The sequence below is a fragment of the Pedobacter heparinus genome (assembly GCF_032678725.1).
GTDB lineage: Bacteria > Bacteroidota > Bacteroidia > Sphingobacteriales > Sphingobacteriaceae > Pedobacter > Pedobacter heparinus_A.
Genome location: NZ_JAVTSC010000011.1, coordinates 178,130 through 195,825 on the forward strand (window position 1 = coordinate 178,130; position 17,696 = coordinate 195,825).

Annotated in this window: 15 protein-coding genes; 7 read left to right on the top strand and 8 right to left on the bottom strand. The window is 42.4% G+C overall.

What is annotated here, in order from left to right; genetic code table 11:
* Positions 1-387 precede the first annotated feature (387 nt).
* The 4 genes from R2Q85_RS17270 to R2Q85_RS17285 all read left to right on the top strand — a co-directional run bounded on the left by R2Q85_RS17270 (position 388) and on the right by R2Q85_RS17285 (position 7,942).
* A complete protein-coding gene (locus R2Q85_RS17270) occupies positions 388-1,749 on the top strand; it encodes an IPT/TIG domain-containing protein (protein WP_316813039.1) in 1,362 nt (453 codons plus the stop codon).
* 103 nt (positions 1,750-1,852) lie between these two features.
* Entirely contained in the window at positions 1,853-4,984 is a 3,132-nt protein-coding gene (locus R2Q85_RS17275) for a TonB-dependent receptor (protein ID WP_316813040.1), read from the top strand.
* 17 nt (positions 4,985-5,001) lie between these two features.
* Positions 5,002-7,023, top strand: coding sequence for a RagB/SusD family nutrient uptake outer membrane protein (locus tag R2Q85_RS17280; RefSeq protein ID WP_316813041.1), 2,022 nt, complete (start codon positions 5,002-5,004; stop codon positions 7,021-7,023).
* A gap of 22 nt (positions 7,024-7,045) precedes the next feature.
* Entirely contained in the window at positions 7,046-7,942 is an 897-nt protein-coding gene (locus R2Q85_RS17285; RefSeq protein WP_183873933.1) for a BT_3044 domain-containing protein, read from the top strand.
* Positions 7,943-8,106: 164 nt separating this feature from the next.
* Here R2Q85_RS17285 and R2Q85_RS17290 read toward each other — a convergent pair whose 3' ends face one another.
* The 6 genes from R2Q85_RS17290 to R2Q85_RS17315 form a co-directional block, all read right to left on the bottom strand.
* Positions 8,107-9,078: a polyprenyl synthetase family protein gene (locus R2Q85_RS17290; RefSeq protein ID WP_316813042.1), complete on the bottom strand. Its 972-nt coding sequence runs from the start codon at positions 9,076-9,078 to the stop codon at positions 8,107-8,109.
* 41 nt (positions 9,079-9,119) lie between these two features.
* Positions 9,120-10,535, bottom strand: a complete 1,416-nt coding sequence (locus R2Q85_RS17295) for an MBL fold metallo-hydrolase (RefSeq protein WP_316813043.1) — start codon at positions 10,533-10,535, stop codon at positions 9,120-9,122.
* Positions 10,536-10,629: 94 nt separating this feature from the next.
* The gene (locus R2Q85_RS17300; protein ID WP_316813044.1) at positions 10,630-11,649 is read right to left on the bottom strand and encodes a type I asparaginase; all 1,020 of its coding nucleotides are present in this window, start codon (positions 11,647-11,649) and stop codon (positions 10,630-10,632) included.
* A gap of 2 nt (positions 11,650-11,651) precedes the next feature.
* Positions 11,652-12,419, bottom strand: coding sequence for a TatD family hydrolase (locus tag R2Q85_RS17305; RefSeq protein ID WP_316813045.1), 768 nt, complete (start codon positions 12,417-12,419; stop codon positions 11,652-11,654).
* 107 nt (positions 12,420-12,526) lie between these two features.
* On the bottom strand, positions 12,527-13,537 hold the full coding sequence (locus tag R2Q85_RS17310) for an FKBP-type peptidyl-prolyl cis-trans isomerase (protein WP_316813046.1): 1,011 nt from the start codon (positions 13,535-13,537) through the stop codon (positions 12,527-12,529).
* A gap of 45 nt (positions 13,538-13,582) precedes the next feature.
* The gene (locus R2Q85_RS17315; RefSeq protein ID WP_316813047.1) at positions 13,583-14,593 is read right to left on the bottom strand and encodes a DHH family phosphoesterase; all 1,011 of its coding nucleotides are present in this window, start codon (positions 14,591-14,593) and stop codon (positions 13,583-13,585) included.
* A 151-nt stretch (positions 14,594-14,744) separates the two neighbouring features.
* Here R2Q85_RS17315 and R2Q85_RS17320 point away from each other — a divergent pair, with 151 nt between their 5' ends.
* The 3 genes from R2Q85_RS17320 to R2Q85_RS17330 all read left to right on the top strand — a co-directional run bounded on the left by R2Q85_RS17320 (position 14,745) and on the right by R2Q85_RS17330 (position 16,238).
* A complete protein-coding gene (locus tag R2Q85_RS17320; protein WP_316813048.1) occupies positions 14,745-15,164 on the top strand; it encodes a nucleoside-diphosphate kinase in 420 nt (139 codons plus the stop codon).
* A gap of 103 nt (positions 15,165-15,267) precedes the next feature.
* Complete coding sequence (locus tag R2Q85_RS17325; RefSeq protein ID WP_316813049.1) at positions 15,268-16,020, top strand: FKBP-type peptidyl-prolyl cis-trans isomerase; 753 nt, start codon at positions 15,268-15,270, stop codon at positions 16,018-16,020.
* A 44-nt stretch (positions 16,021-16,064) separates the two neighbouring features.
* The gene (locus R2Q85_RS17330) at positions 16,065-16,238 is read left to right on the top strand and encodes a hypothetical protein (protein WP_316813050.1); all 174 of its coding nucleotides are present in this window, start codon (positions 16,065-16,067) and stop codon (positions 16,236-16,238) included.
* Between the two features lie 5 nt (positions 16,239-16,243).
* On the opposite strand, the gene R2Q85_RS17335 is transcribed toward R2Q85_RS17330, so the two are convergent.
* Positions 16,244-16,534 (bottom strand): DUF721 domain-containing protein, encoded by a 291-nt coding sequence (locus R2Q85_RS17335; protein ID WP_316813051.1) that lies wholly within the window; start codon positions 16,532-16,534, stop codon positions 16,244-16,246.
* A complete protein-coding gene (recF, locus tag R2Q85_RS17340) occupies positions 16,527-17,630 on the bottom strand; it encodes a DNA replication/repair protein RecF (RefSeq protein WP_316813080.1) in 1,104 nt (367 codons plus the stop codon). Before recF ends, R2Q85_RS17335 begins: the two co-directional genes overlap by 8 nt.
* Positions 17,631-17,696 lie beyond the last annotated feature (66 nt).

Genomic DNA, 17,696 nt, shown 5'->3' on the forward strand with positions numbered 1-17,696 from the left:
CTTAATGTAATTATAGCCTGCCCTGGCCCCCTGTCTTATAAAAATTCGAAGTATCAGTCACTTACTGGCATAGCCATAGCATGTCCATTATACAATACCTGCAAAATGTCTGCAATGGTATTGATTATAACCTAGTTGCCATATTGGCCAACAATTTCATTATGCACCACTACCACAATTTTCAATTTGTAAGTTGATTTTATGTTAATATTAAGATAATTACAAAGCCTTTACTTTGTATTATTCTTTTTCTCATCAAATTACCAATTATGACATCTAAAATTTTCTTTTCTTTTCTTTTATTTCGTTTTATTGTTTTTTATTTAATATATTCGATTTCAATAAACCAAATACTAACTAAATACTAACCAAATCAAACCTTTTTTAATGAAAAACTACCGAAAGTGTATGGATAGGTGTTTTGTCACCTTGCTATGGCTATGCTTCAGTTCCTGTTGTTTTGTTTCCTGTAAAAATGAAAAGGAAGGCCCGAGTAAAACTCATGATTCTTCAAAGCCCGTTGTACTCTCCTCTTTTTCTCCGAATGAGGGTGGGGCCCGGGATAAAATACTGTTAGACGGGGAAAACTTTGGAACTGATGTCAGTAAAATTAAAGTCTATTTTAACAATGCAAAAGCTTCAGTTATCTCGTCAAGTGGTAACCGGATCTATGCCATCGTACCCCGTCTTCCAGGCAATAACCCTCGGATTTCTGTTGTCGTGGGTACTGACTCGGTTGCTTATAAAGACAATTTCACTTACCATATTCAGGCTCAGGTAAGCACTGTTACTGGTAACGGGCAAAAAAACTTTAAACCCGGAACGCTCTCTGAAGCTGAAATTTATGGTAAATACCTGGAATTGGATGCCGAGGGTAATATATTTATGTCCTGGCGGGATGGTGGTGATCCGGCTACGTTTGGGGTAGCCAGAATAAATGAAAAGCAAAATATAGTAACCCCACTGATCGAATCCATCGCAACCGGCCGGATCTTATTTGCCAATGGCCTCACTGTGGATCGTGTTACAGGTATGTTGACAGCAGCCCATGAGTCTACCAAGGAAGTCATCTTCACTTTTGATCCACGGGAAGCCTGGTATCCCCGCCAGCGTAACGTTAAATACTCCACGGCAGATTACAACTCGATCGTAGAAGCGGATCGCTACAAAAACTTTGTAACGTTCTGTCCTTATGATGGGTATCTTTACACGAGATATAGAGATGGAAAGGTTGCCAAAATAAACCCTCAGACATTTGAGGCAAAAATTGTTCACCAGGGACCTTATGGGTCGCAATATGGTCAGGCCATTAATCCAACGAAACCCTGGCTGCTGTACATGACCCTCACCACCAATGCCAACCCTACCAATTTCAGACAAGGTATTATGGTACTCGATCTTCGTGACCCTAATGGATCAGGTGGTTTTAAACGACTCAATGCTCCTGGAGGAAGTGCCTTTCGCGATGGGCCATTGGCAGATGCGCTGTTCAACGATCCTAAAGAGATTAAGTTTGACAACAATGGAAACATGTTTGTTGCAGACTATGGCAACCATTGTATCCGCATGATATCGGCTGATAATATCGTAACTACGGTTGCAGGCCAACCAGGCAAATCAGGCTATAAAGATGGCGGACCGGTAGAATCGTTGTTTAACCAACCCTGGGGAGTGGCCGTCAATGAGCAAGGTGACATTTACATTGCCGACTGGAGCAACGCCCGGATACGCAAGTTAGTTATTGAATAATCAATATAAGCATTTATCATATAAATCAGCTTTGCTTAAAGGCAAGAAATAATGCGCCTTAAATTATCCCATTAGAAAATATAAAGTATAATAAACATATAAGATGACAAAGACTTTTAAAATTTTGTGTTTGCTGTCGCTGTGTCTGTCCCTGACGACTTTACAAGCACAGGAAACCAAGCAGTTACTCACCATTGCCGGTATTGTTACCGATGAGAAGGGGGAAGCTATCCCAGCTGTATCTGTTTACATTAAAGATCGGCCCTCAGCCGGTACCGCTACCAATAATGAAGGAAAATTCAGCATTCAGGTCGCGTATGGTGACAAGGTTGCCTTTAGCTATATCGGCTTTAAAAATGCAGAACATGTTGCTGTCGAAACAAAAAAGAATTTAACCATAGTCCTTAAAGACAATAATGAGGCCCTGGAGGAAGTAATGGTAGTTGGACTGGGAAATGTACAACGGAAGATAAGTTCAGTCGGTGCCATCACTACGGTAGATGTCAAGGACCTGCAATCTCCTGCCCCATCAATTGCAAACCTACTTGGTGGAAGGGCCGCTGGCGTAATCTCCAGGCTGGGTAGTGGTGAACCAGGAAAGAATATTTCTGAGTTCTGGGTACGTGGTATCGGCACATTTGGCGCAAACAGCAGTGCTTTGGTGCTCATTGATGGTTTAGAGGGTGACCTGAATACCATTGATCCGGCGGATGTGGAAAGTTTTTCGATCCTTAAGGATGCATCAGCTACTGCAGTATACGGAGTAAGAGGTGCCAATGGAGTCGTATTGGTTACGACTAAGCGCGGTCAGGTGGACCGCATGCAGCTCACCGCACGTGCCAATACCACCTTATCCAAACTCAACCGCTTACCGGAATATTTACGTGCTTATGATTATGCGCAATTGGCCAATGAGGCAAGTGTGGTTCGTGGACAGAGCCCTTTATACAACCAAACGGAGTTAGGTATTATCCGCGATGGTCTGGATCCGGATATGTATCCCGATGTAGATTGGCAGGATGAAATTCTCAATAAGATGTCCTGGCGCCAAAGCTATTACATGAGTGGCAGGGGTGGATCTGAGGTTGCACGCTATTTTCTAAGTCTTGGCGGCAAAAGTGAAAGTGCTGCCTATAAAGTGGACAAGAATAGCCAATACAGTTCTAATGTGGGTTTTAACACCTATAATTACCGGATCAACCTGGATGTTAACCTGACTAAAACCACTAAAATTTTCCTGGGTTCTGATGGCTTTCTATCTAAACTGAATCAGCCGGGATTAGCAAATACAGATTACATATGGGGTGCACAATCTACACTTACCCCCGTTACAATTCCTACACGATATTCCAATGGCCTGCTTCCAGGATTGGGGGGCGGAGAGCAGTCATCGCCTTATGTCATGATCAACCGCACAGGTAAGGCATCAGATGAAGTGTATAAAGGCAAAACCACATTAGCCCTAAATCAAGACCTTTCCACTGTATTGGAAGGACTTAAATTCCGGGTTCAGGGAGCTTACGATTTATACAGTTACTTTAGCGAGCGCAGGCGTGTACAACCAGCGCTTTATAATGCCTTAGGGCGAGCCTACGATGGCTCACTCATTACTTTGCAAACCGTACAAGAACAAAAAGCGAGCTATTACAGGGGTACTCGGCAGTACCGTAAATATCACTTTGAATCTGTTATCAATTATGATAAAGTATTCAATAGTGACCACAGGACATCTGCATTGATCTATTATTACATGAGTGATGCGAAAGATACCGACGATGCGACCAGTAACCTGAACGCTATCCCCTTACGTTATCAGGGTGTATCCAGCAGGCTGACCTATGGATTCCGGGACACTTACCTTTTAGATGTCAATTTTGGCTATACCGGTTCCGAGAACTTCCAGCCCGGCAGGCAATATGGTTTTTTCCCGTCAATTGCCTTGGGATGGGTACCTACTGGCTACAAATTTGTAAAAGAAGCCGCACCATGGCTTAATTATTTTAAGATCAGGGCTTCCTATGGCACGGTGGGTAATGACCGTATTTCAAGCATCCGTTTCCCTTACCTGACCAAGGCTAACCAGGGCAACGGTACGGTATGGGGCGTGCCCGATATCGAGACAATTAATGAAACCAGGATTGGGGCCGATAACCTGGCCTGGGAAAAAGCGATTAAATCCAATTTAGGTATTGAAGGTAAGCTCTTTGACAGCAAAGTAGATTTTGTGGTAGACTTTTTCAAAGATCAGCGTAACGGTATTTTTCAACAACGTGTACAGGTTCCTGATTACGTGGGCGTTATTTCCAATCCCTTCGCCAATGTGGGCCGCATGAAAAGTTCTGGAATAGATGGAAACATTAGCTATACCGGCACCCTTTCCAAAGATATAGGCTTTACCTTAAGAGGTAACTTTACCTATTCCAAAAATATGGTACAAAACTGGGAACAAGCTTATTTGGAATATCCTTACCTCGAGTTCAATGGTTTCCCTTATGACGCTATAAGGGGCTATCAGTCCATGGGACTTTTTAAGGACGAGGACGACATCAAATATAGCCCTAAACAAACGTTTGGAGATGTGCTGCCTGGTGACATCAAATATAAAGATGTGAACGGGGATGGCACAATTGATAAACTCGACATGGTTCCTTTAACGCACAGCAACTATCCTTTGATGATGTTTGGCATGGGCGGAGAGTTTCGCTATAAAAAGCTGACACTAGGTGTATTGTTTAAAGGAACAGGAAAAACATCCTTTTTCAATGTTGGACAGCTGACAACGGTAAACAATGTAACAAAAGCTAACGGGATGGGCTATATGCCATTCTATGAAGGCGACCTGGGCAATGTCCTCAGCCTGGCAGCCGATCCTAGGAACAGGTGGATTCCGAGGGATTATGCCATTGCGAATGGTATAGACCCAGCATTGGCCGAGAACCCAAATGCCCGCTATCCACGCCTGCAATACGGCAATAACAGCAACAACAGCCAGCTGTCATCCTTTTGGCAAGGAGATGCACGCTATATACGTCTGGAGGAAATTACATTGAGCTATAACATTAATCCATCGATCCTGAAACGCCTGGGGATTAAGTCTATGGACCTGCAATTTGTGGGTAATAATCTATATATATGGGATAACGTAAAGATCTATGATCCGGAACAAGCCGCATGGAATGGACGAAAATACCCTATACCAACCACCTATTCCTTTCAGGTGTACGTCAATTTTTAATACAAACAAGAAATTATATGAAAACGTCAATCATAAAAAGATTAGCATTCGCCACCCTCATCATCCAGTTGATTGCGATGACAACATCCTGCAAGAAGTACCTGAATATTGATGAATATTTTGACGATGAATTTAACATCGATTCAGCTTTTACCAATCCCAGGAATATGGAGGCCTATATGTGGGGTGCAGCGGCCATGTTTCCAGATGAATCTAACACCATTCGCCTGGGTTATACACCGGGTCCTATGGCTACCGATGAAGCCTTGAACGGGCTTACCGGAGGTGGTTCAAGCAATGTGTATTATGGGATGGACTTTGCCACCGGACGCATTACTTCAGACTTTTTTGGAGACAGCAGCCCTAACTTAAATCAATGGGCAAAATACTACAAGGTTATCCGTAAATGTAACAGTATCCTGCAAAACCTTGATCGCCCTGCGGGCATGACCAATTTAGATCGGCTCCGGATTGAAGGATACACGCGTTTTATCCGTGCCTATGCTTACTACAATATTTTAATAGATTATGGCCCTGCGATCCTGCTGGGTGATGAAGTGATCAACACTAACGAATCCCTTGAATATTATGACCGTCCCAGGGCGACTTACGATGAAACGATGGACTATACCTGTGATGAGTTTGAAAAAGCAGCGATGATTATGCCTGCAGAAGTTTCGCTACTGGACTTTGGCCGCCCTAGTAAAGGAGCTGCACTTGCTTTGATAGCCCGCCTCCGACTGATCCACGCAAGTCCGCTGTTTAATGGCGGGCCGGTAGCCAGTTCTTATTTTGGCAACTGGAAACGCAAAACCGATAATGTCAATTACGTGTCACAACAGTACAATGAAGCAAGATGGGCAGTAGCTGCAGCCGCAGCCAAACGCGTGATGGATCTTGGTCAGTACCGGCTATATACTGCAGTGAAAGATGACAAAACCCCGGCGCTTCCTGCAGGAGTTAATTCCGATCCAAATTTCTACAAGGATTATCCAAGTGGAGCAGCTGGAATAGATCCGTTAAGATCCTATTCGGATATTTTTAATGGTGAGGCTGTTGCTGAAATTAATAAAGAGATCATCTGGGGCAGAAATACAGGCTATATGGTAACAACCATCAGTCAGGGATCTATGCCGCCTTCTCTGGGTGGATGGGGGCGTTTCTGCGTCACACAGAAAGTGGTTGATGCCTATCTGATGGCCGACGGTCGTACTAAAGAAGAAGCCACTAGCAATGGGTATTATTCAGAAACAGGCTATACCACACAGGCCAAAAATTTTTCAGGATATCCACTCAATTCCGGAGTTTACAATATGTATGCTAACCGCGAAATGCGTTTTTATGCCTCTATTGGATTTAACGAGGCTGTGTGGCAGGCACAGTCCAGTACGACCATCAACAACTATACCGCCAAGTACTACTACCAGGCGCCTGATGGTCGTGGTGGGGTAACCGCGACTTCACCCAATTATCCCATCACGGGCTACGTGATCAAAAAATTCAATCACCCCATGGATGCTTTTTCGGGTACAGGTGCGCGTCACATCAAAAAAGCTTATTCCATCATCCGCTATGCGGAGATACTCTTATCCTATGCCGAGGCGCTTAATAATTTGACAGGTAGTCACACGGTAAAGCTTGGGGATAAAGAATATACCCTATCCAGAAACCAGGAAGAGATAAAAGGTGCTTTTAATCTCGTTCGCTATCGTGCCGGGCTGCCTGGATTAAGCGCCACCCAAATCAGTACGGCCGCCCTGGTTCAAAAACAGATTGAACGTGAACGCATGGTAGAGCTGTTGTGGGAGAACAGGCGCTATTATGATGTACGTCGTTGGGGCATTTATGAAGAAACAGAACGCGAACCTATACGCGGTATGAATCCGGATGGCGCTACCAAAGATGCCTATTATCAACGCGTTATACCGGGAACATCGTCATTTATGACACGTGTAGTAGACAAAAAAGCAGTTTTTGTACCCATACCACGTTCGGAAATGAGAAGATTACCTTCTTTAGATCAGAATCCGGGCTATTAGGTTAAATTATAAATATAAAAAGATGAAACAAAAGTATATAACGATGCTCGCACTCGCTACCGTGCTTTCGTCGTGCAAAGACAATGAATTGTTCGAAAAGGAAATGTACAAAAATGATGTTGCTTTGATCAGCAGCAGCTATTACAATACTTTTCAGGAAATCGTTCCATTGACAGGTAATGAAGTAACAGGCTACATCGCAGCTTCTGCAGGTGGGACACATGCATCGACAAAGGACCTGGTAATCCAATTAGAAGACGACCTTACGCAGTTGGATTTTTACAACCGGTCTCTTTTTGATTTTGATACTAAATTATATGCAAAACTGTTGCCCCGGAACAAATATGAAATCATGGATACTAAAATCCAGATCAAAGCCGGAGAACGTACGGGACGCACCATGGTTAAGCTGCGCCCAGACGGCCTATCACCGGATTCGACTTATTTTATCGGATTAAAAGCGACAGCTGGCCCTGGAGTTGAAATCAACTCAAAGAAAACCACGATTCTTTACCAGGTGCTCATAAAGAATGATTATGCTTCTCAGGCACAAAATACATTCTACAGCATGACTGGCCTGGTAAACGGAATGGTAACTGCAGGAAATAAGAAGCTGTTCCCCCTGTCGGCAAATAGTGTTCGTGTAATTGCCGGAACGGAATCATTTGAAAGTACGGAACCCATGATCAATAAAACTTCCATCATACTGGAAGTAGCGGCTGACAAAAGCGTTACCATTAAACCATATAAAGATGTGAAAGTGACGCAAATTAACGGTGATGCAAGGTATCCAAATGTATTCAGGATAGAAGAATCCTTTGGCCGTAAATTCAATGTCTTCTTATTATCGTATGAGTATACAATTGGTAATGTTAAAAAAGTAATGCAGGAGGAATTACGGATCGAGATCGTTCGGTAACTAACTGCTTTTTAAGTATCAACGGCTAATTGGCATGTTAATACCAAAATTGTTAAGCTAGGGGGCTACTGAGAAAGGGCCCCCTATTCTTTTGCCGGCTCTACAAGTTCGGGAAACGAGGTTTCGGAAGAATATGTAGTATAGCTTCTATTATTTAAGGATTCCTACTTCTTACGTTCGGTAGTATAACGCACCAGCTGCTCCAGTCCTGTCCTGGCATCACCAGGCTCAAAACTGTGCAGGATAGCAAAGGCTTCCTGCTGGTACTGGATCATTTTTTCACGGGCATAATGAACACCTTGCTGCGCATTTACGAAATCTATGATCTCCTGTATTTTTGCAGGATCATCCTGATGGTTTTTTACCAGGTTAATGACCCTTTTCTTCTCCTTCTTTTCAGCGCGGTTTAAAGCATAGATCAATGGTAAGGTAACCTTCTTCTCTTTGATGTCAATACCCAATGGCTTACCCACATCATCTGTACCGAAATCAAAGGTATCGTCTTTGATCTGAAATGCAATTCCCACCTTCTCCCCAAAAAGACGCATCTTCTCTATGGTTTCCTCATCAGCACCGGCAGAGGCTGCGCCACAGGCACAGCAGGAGGCAATTAAGGAGGCTGTTTTTTGACGGATGACATCAAAATACAATTCTTCACTGATGTCCATTCTTCTTACTTTTTCTATCTGCAGCAATTCGCCCTCACTCATCTGCTTTACCGCTTCAGAAACGATCTGCAGCAAACGAAACTCAGAATTGTTCACCGAAAGCAATAAGCCCTTGGCCAGCAGGTAATCGCCTACTAAAACAGCAATCTTATTTTTCCATAGGGCATTGATAGAAAAGAAGCTCCTCCGTTCATAAGCGTTATCTACTACATCGTCATGAACAAGGGTGGCTGTATGCAACAACTCCACCAGTGCTGCCCCTCTATGTGTTGATTCGATGATTCCCCCACATAGCTTTGCAGCAAAAAAAACAAACATCGGCCTGATCTGCTTCCCTTTCCGCTTTACAATATAATGGGTAATCCTGTCAAGCAAAGGTGCATCACTATGCATGGAGGCCTTGAATTTCTCTTCAAAGGCAGCTATATCTGCAGCTATGGGTAGTTTTATCTGATTTATTCCTGGCATTCAGGTTACGAAAATTAGGTGTGCAAACATAATAAAATATCCTAACCTTTCATCGCTTTTGGAGGACAAGCAAAATCTGTGCGCTTCAGCGCTGTATTTTTAATTGCAGCATAACCTCCGGCAATGTCTACTACATGATCAATACCTCTTGCCTTCAGTATCGAAGCCGCAATCATTGACCGGTAACCACCTGCACAATGCACGTAATAGGTTTCTTTATGGTCAAGCCCATTGGTCCAGTCATTAATATCATCCAGTGGCCGTGTCATCGTCATTTCCAGGTGCTCTGACTCGTATTCTCCGGCTTTTCTAACATCAAGTACCTGAACAGTGGCATCTTCGTTTGCTATACCTTCGAATTCCATAGCGGATATCGATTGAACAGCATCGGTCTCCTTACCTGCTTTTTGCCAGGCCGCAATTCCACCCGCTAAATAACCAATCGTATTGTCATAACCTACCCTGGCTAGCCGGGTAATGGTTTCAGCCTCTTTTTCAGGCTCGCAAACCAGCAACAAGGGCTGCTTAAGGTCAGTTATCAAAGCGCCAACCCAAGGCGCAAACTGCCCGTTTAACCCGATATTTATAGCAGATGGCACAAACGCCTTCGAGAACACCTGGGGATCTCTGGTATCCAGGATCAAAGCACCCGTCAGGTTGGCCATGGCCTCAAATTCCCCTGGTGTTAAAGGCTTCAGCCCTTTTTCATAAACATCATCTACAGACTCGTAACCATGCTTATTCATCGCCGCATTTTTTGCGAAATATTGCGGCGGCGGTAAAATGCCATCAGTAACTTCTTTTATAAACTGTGCCTTGCTCGCTGCCTTAAGCGCATAGTTCACCGCTTTCTGGTGGCCCAGCGTATCAAAGGTTTCCTTACTCATGCTCTTACCACATGCCGAACCAGCTCCATGAGCCGGATAAACCAGGATATCATCTGGCAGCGTCAATATTTTTTGGTGCAAAGAGTCATATAAAGTTGCCGCCATATCCTCCATGGTCAGGTCGCCCTGCTGGGCAAGATCCGGCCGGCCAACATCGCCTATGAATAAAGTATCCCCGGTAAAAATACAATAAGGCTTACCATGTTTATCGATCAGTAAATAAGTGGTTGATTCTGGCGTGTGCCCGGGCGTGTGCAAAGCGACAATGGTCAGCTCACCTATTTTAAATTGTTCCCCGTCTTTGGCAACATGTGATTTGAAGGAAGTTTTAGCAGTAGGGCCATATACAATCGTTGCCCCGGATTTCTCTGCCAGGTCTATGTGCCCTGAAACGAAATCAGCATGAAAATGCGTTTCAAAAATATACCTGATCTTTGCATTATCCTTGGCCGCTTTTTTTAAATAAGGGGCTACTTCACGTAGCGGGTCTATGATTGCAGCTTCTCCGTTACTTTCAATATAATATGCAGCTTCTGCCAAACAGCCTGTATAAATTTGCTCTATATTCATAACATTTCCTGGTTATATACAAATTTAAGTTTAATTGCTGTATAACTAATCACATCGGCCAATTATGGCTTTTCGATGGAAAACGCACAGCGCCTCAACTTATGGTCAGTTCTCCGCGCAGTGATTGTTCCATGAGTTTAATCACCTCATCATTACCATGGCCCTGCGCCATCAGGTACATCAGCTTGGTAATTGTAGCCTCAAAGGTCATGTCATAACCACTTACCACACCCATTTCCTGCAGCTTCTTACTGGTTTCATATTTACCCAGTTCTACCGAGCCACGCTGGCATTGAGAAATATCTACTATTATTTTACCATTATTGACGGCCTCCTGCAGGCAATTGATAAACCATTCGGCAGTAGTGGTATTTCCGGAACCAAAGGTTTCTAATACTATGGCATCAACAGCCGAATGGGTAATGGCCATTACTGCCTGCTGTGAAATGCCAGGATACATTTTCAAAACACCGATATTGGAATTAAAATCCAGCAATACCTGCAATTCCTTTTCTGGCTGAGGCAAGATGTAATTGTTAAAAAATGTAAGATGAACGCCGGCTTCGGCCAGGATTGGATAATTTGGGGAGCGAAAGGCCTCAAATTTTTCAGAATTGTATTTAATGGACCGGTTACCACGGAACAGTTGAGAATCAAAGTAAATGCAGACCTCAGGAACTTTAGCCTTGCCATTTTCTTTGGTTGCTGCAATCTCAAGGGCAGTGATCAGGTTTTCTTTGGCATCTGTTCTGATCTCACCGATGGGCAGCTGTGAACCGGTAAGGATTACAGGTTTACTTAAATTTTGCAGCATAAAACTCAAGGCAGAGGCTGTAAATGCCATGGTATCAGAACCATGCAGAATCACAAAACCATCAAATTCATTGTACCTGGTAAAGATCAGTTGCGCCATCTCTGCCCAGATATCCGGATGCATATTGGAAGAATCCATTATCGGATCAAAAGAATGTACCTCCAGGTCATAGTTTAACCTGGCCAGCTCAGGCACATTTTGCTGGATCTGTTTAAAATTGAAAGGGATCAGGGTGCCTGTATCCGTATCATTTACCATACCAATGGTTCCGCCAGTATATATGATGAGTATTTTGGTCATTGCTAAATGTTAAAGATGCTGATGGAGTTGGCTGTAGTTACTGCCGCAATTTCTTCCAGGCTGGTTTCGTATATTTCTGCAAGCTTTTGTGCAATAGGCACCAGGTAACTGCTTTCATTTGGCTTACCTCTGTAGGGTACGGGTGCCAGGTAAGGGGAGTCAGTTTCCAACACCAGTTTTGCCAATGGAACCTGCTTTAAGACCTCATCCAATCCTGCTTTTTTATAAGTAACCACCCCGCCAATGCCCAGGTAAAAACCAAGATTTATGGCCTGGTTGGCTTGCTCCAGGTTTCCCGTAAAACAATGGAAAATCCCCCGCAGCAATGCTCCTTTTTCTTCCTCCAGTATTTCGAAGATCTCATCAAACGCTTCCCTGCAATGGATTACAATGGGCAGTTCCAGGTCTTTGGCCCATTTGATCTGTTCGCGGAAAGCTGCCTGCTGAAACGCCAGCGTAGTTTTATCCCAATGCAAGTCTATCCCTATCTCGCCTATGGCATAAATATTACGGTCGACCATACTCTGGCAGATCTCATCTAACACTTCTTCATAATCCTCTTTTACCTCACAGGGATGCAAACCGGCCATTGCAAAACAGTTTTCAGGATATTGCTGCACCAGGCTATCAATTTTGGCGATAGAAGCAATGTCAACATTTGGCAGAAACAGGCGCTTGACCTGGTTGTCAAAACAGCGCTGCATCAGCTGGTTCAGTTTTTCCTCATCTGTTTCGTAATACAGATGTGTGTGGGTGTCAGTTAAAAGCATCAGCGAAGTTAATAAAAACCAGCCGAGCTTAACAAATAAAAAACCCTGCCGGTAAATTCGGCAGGGTTTTCATTTTCCCATCGTCTGCCAATGGCAGAAAAGCTGGATTATTTTTTTGTAGCCGGAGCTGGGGTAACCGGAGAAATTGTTGCTCCAGGAGTTCCAGCCGGAGCTGCTACAGGTTTTTTAATGTCGGATAATTCCACTTCAAATACAAGCGGAGAAAAAGGACTGATACCACCCTGAGGCATACCACCCTCGCCATAAGCAAGGTTTGAAGGGATGATTAAGGTGATCTTTCCACCTTTACCAATCAACTGTAAACCTTCGTCAAATCCAGGGATTGCTCTGCCCAAAGTAATAGGGCGGGGACCATACTGGGCCATTGCATTATGTTTACCGGATTCTTTTGCTACTTTTTCATCGCTGGTATCGAAGACATTGTCTTTACCATCAGATTTTTTAGTAGTTAATTTACCAGTGTAATTCACCATCATGGTATCTCCTAAAACTGGTTTTACAGCATCACCAGGTTTGCTGATCACATATTGTAATCCTGAAGCTGTAGTTGTAGTTTTAAGGTTGTTGTCAGCAATATATTTCTTGATCTTTCCAGCTTCTGCACCTTTCTTTTTCTCTATGCTGGCCTTGTAATCTTTTTCAAAGAAATCTCTTGCTTTTTGCTGGAAGGTAGAATCAGCTTCGTTAGCAGCTTTAGCTAATACTTTTTCTACTTTAATGGTGAACACAATAAATTTATCTTTTGTGCCCGGAGGTTTTGGCTGGCCAGAATGTTTAGCCATAGTATCCAGATCAAGTTTAAATGTAGCGCTGTCGCCTTCTCCAAACAAAGTTAACACATCGTTCATATCACCTGCATAAACTTTTTTAGCTACAGGGAATACTTGTGGCTGATCCATATCCCATGTATTGAACATCACAGAATCTTTTTCACTTTTCTGGATAAAGTTTAACTTCACAATATCACCCTCTTTAATTTTTGCGTTACCGCCATTTTTGTGGATGATGTACGAAAGGCCACCCGGACCTTTTTTGTAGTTGTTGCAAGCAGCTAAACCAAGTGCAGCTGCGAAAAGAATTACTATACCTTTCTTCATGTGGTTTTTAAATTATTTTTTATGTTTCTTTTTAATTGTGATTATTTACTGTAATAATTGGTTTTTATAATCTGATAAAAGCGCTTTAAATTCCTGCACCGTATCCGCCAGATTTTTGTCTGAAAAACCCCCGGCGGCATTCCTGTGACCACCACCGTTAAAGTATTTCTTACAAATCTCATTCGCAGGAAAATCCCCTGTGGAGCGCAAAGATAATTTAACTTTATCAGTTCTTTCAATAATAAATGCAGCCAATTTAATACCATTAACTGACAATGCATAATTTACAATGCCTTCTGTATCACCTGTTACGATCTGATATTGGTTTAATTCCTCTTTTGTAACAGTAATAATAGCCGTATTAAATTCGCGCAGCACTTCCAGTTTCTCGCTTAAACAATAACCTAAAAAGCGTAAACGGCTTTCTGTTGCATTATCGTATACCAGCTGGTGAATCCTCCAATGCTCCGCACCAAGGTCAATCAGATCGGCTGCAATGCGGTATACAGCTGCATTTGCCGATTCAAACCTGAAAGAGCCGGAATCTGTCATGATCCCGGTATATAAACAGGTGGCAATATCCTTGTTCATCATCACCCCGTCCTCCAGTTCATTTACAATAAAATCGTAAACCAGCTGGGCAGCAGCACAGGCATTAATGCTCCAGTGACGGTAATCATCAAAATCTTCAGGCTCCAGGTGATGGTCTATCATGATTTTATAAGCACTGGATGCACGCACCAGTTCACCCAGTTCATTGATCCTTGCAAGTGTATTAAAATCAAGACAAAAAATAAGTGAGGCCTCTGCTACCAGTTTTGTAGATTGCTCCTGATCTTCTGTATATATGATCACATCGGAATTATTTGGCAACCAATGCAAAAAGTACGGATAATCTGTTGGCGTAATCAACTTAACATGGTGTCCCTTTTGAATCAGGTAAGCATATAAACCCAAAGATGAGCCCATTGCATCACCATCAGGTTTGTGATGTGTAGTAATTACAATTTTCTGGGGCCTGGCCAGCAAAGATTTTAATTCTGAAATAGATAGCATAAGTTTCGGTGCAAAGCTAGTAATTTAATGATAATTGAAGCCTATAATATTTAATCAGCAAAAATTGATATTTAACGCTATTCAATTATCTAAGCTTACAGCTTTAATATTAGCAGTATAAAACGTAATTTTGCAAAAATTAATATAAAAGATGAGTACAAACAGAACATTTACCATGATTAAGCCTGATGCAGTTGCTAATGGCCATATTGGTGCTATAATCAATGACATTACTACTGCTGGTTTTAAAATCATTGCATTAAAGTACACTAAATTAACGCCTGAAACTGCTGGCCAGTTTTATGCAGTTCACAAAGAACGTCCTTTTTATGCTGACCTGGTAAGCTTTATGTCATCAGGCCCTATTGTTGCCGCAATACTTGAAAAAGACAACGCCATCGAAGATTTCAGGAAACTGATTGGGGCCACCAACCCTGCAGAAGCTGCAGAAGGCACCATCCGTCAGAAATATGCAAAATCAATTGATGCAAATGCAGTACATGGATCAGACTCAGATGAAAATGCACAAATTGAAGGCGATTTCTTCTTTACAGCTGCAGAGCGTTTTTAATCGTCAAACAAATACAGGCACAGCGCCTTTAAAATAAGCACCCCCAAAAAGGTGCTTATTTTTTTATAAAGTTTGTACCTTTCCATCCAGACAAATAAACAGAATGAAGAAGATTATCATTACACTTATGCTTCCCCTTTGTGCGCTTACGATAAATGCACAAACAAAAGCAAAAACAACTACTGCAAAAAAAACAACCACAGCAGGCAAAGCCCCGGTAAAAAATACAGCTGCAGGTACTGTATTTAAATCCACCTTAGATTCTGCCAGCTACGCTTTCGGCAATACAATGGCCAGCAGTATGAAAAATGACGGCTTAAACAGCCTGAACTACGATCTGCTGATCAGAGGACTGAAAGATGCTTTTGGCGGTGCCGCTCCTTTAATCCCTAAAGAAAAATCGCAGACAGCCATAAACAATCTGTTTGTTAGTGTAAGCAGGCAAAAGCATGCGCCAACTATCGCTGAAGGCAAAGCTTTTCTGGAGAACAACAAGAAACAACCGGGCATTCAGGCTACCGCAAGTGGCCTTCAATACCAGGTCATCAACAAGGGTACTGGCATCAGGCCCAAGGCTACCGATACGGTATTGGTGAATTATAGGGGTACGCTGCTGAACGGAAAACAATTTGACAGTTCTTATGACAGAAAAGAACCACTTTCATTACCGCTGAACGGTGTGATTGCCGGCTGGACAGAAGGTGTTCAATTGATGCAGACAGGTTCAAAATATAAGTTTTTTGTTCCTTATAACCTGGCTTATGGTGAACGTGGTGCAGGAGAAGATATTCCTCCTTACAGCACCCTGATTTTTGAAATCGAATTGCTTAAAGTAAACGGAAAACCAGGAGAATAAAACCATTGCCGGCATTTTTTGTTAATCATTAAAAAACAAAACCTATGACGACAAAAAAATATTTTCCCTTGGCAATTATTGCCTTTCTGTCTACAACGCTGATGAGCTGCGAACTGATAGAAGGTATCTTTAAAGCAGGTGTATGGACAGGTGTTATTGTAGTTGTCCTGGTGCTGGCATTGATTATCTGGTTGATCAGCAGGATATTTGGCGGATAACCAGGTTAAAGAAACACAATATCTATAATCACTTCCGATCCGGCACGTTCATTGATTTTCTGAATGATGCCGGATCTCACCATTAACAGCTCGTTTTTGATGACCGAAGATTCAATCCTGACAAATAGCTTTTTATGCGAAACATAAATCTGTGTGGTACGGTTTGCAATGGCCATTCCCATAAGCTCCGGCCATAAGGCCACTACTGATGTTTCATCAAATTTACCTTTAAGCTTATATACATTCAGCAATTTGCCAATGCCTTCTTTTAGTGTAATGTCATTAGGTTTACGCATGATTTACTGCCCCGTCATTTACTTCAAATAAAGTTACCGGTACTTTAATTTTATCAAATACAGCAAGTACCCTTTCCTTTCCAGTATCCGTAATAAAGATCTGACCAAAATCATGGTGTGAGACCATCTCCATTAATTTATGCATCCGCTTATCATCCAGTTTGTCAAAAATATCATCCAGGAGCAATAATGGCTTAAAACCTTTATATTTCTGAAGGTAAGCATATTGGGCCAGTTTTAAGGCAATTAAAAAGGATTTCTGCTGTCCCTGCGAGCCAAACTTCTTTAAAGCCATGTCGGCAATGGTAAATACCAGTTCGTCTTTATGAATGCCCATAGTGGTCCTTTCCAAAATTTTATCCTTTTCTATCGACTGCTGCAACAAATAGTCAAAAGCAGCATCATTCAACTGGCTTTGGTACTGGAGGCTCACCTGTTCCTTATCCGCTGTTAAATACTCGTAATATTTATCAAACAGCGGAATAAATTCAGTCATAAACTGCTGGCGCTTGGCATAAATCTTTATCCCGGAAACCACCAGCTGATCATTATAAATCTCTAATAACATAGGGTCATAACTTCTGGTCAGGGCGATTTGCTTTAACAATGCATTCCGGTTAAGCAGGTGACGATTATACAGGATCAGTTCATCCAGGTAATTCGTATCCGTCTGTGAGATCACATTGTCCATAAAACGGCGTCTTTCCTCACTCCCCTCCATAATAATATTGGTATCATAAGGAGAGATCATCACCAGGGGAAAAAGGCCAATGTGGTTAGCCAGCTTATCGTATTCTTTTTTATTTCTTTTAAATTGCTTCTTCTGGTTTCTTTTAACCCCGCAGGTAATTTTTTCATTCTTCTCCTGACGGTCAAAATCTCCCTGGATTAAAAACAGATCATGACCTGATTTGATCTGCTGTGTATCGATTGGATTAAAGTATCCTTTGCAAAGGCACAGGTAATGAATGGCGTCCAGTAAATTGGTTTTACCGGCTCCATTATCTCCTACAAAAGCATTTACCGTTTTTGAAAAACTAACATTTGCGTCTGTGTAGTTCTTAAAATTAAGAAGGGTAATATTTTTTAACCACATAGTATCAATAGTCAAAGTTACCGTTTAGCTTTGTGAATCCGATGAATTGTTTTTATTGAATTCACA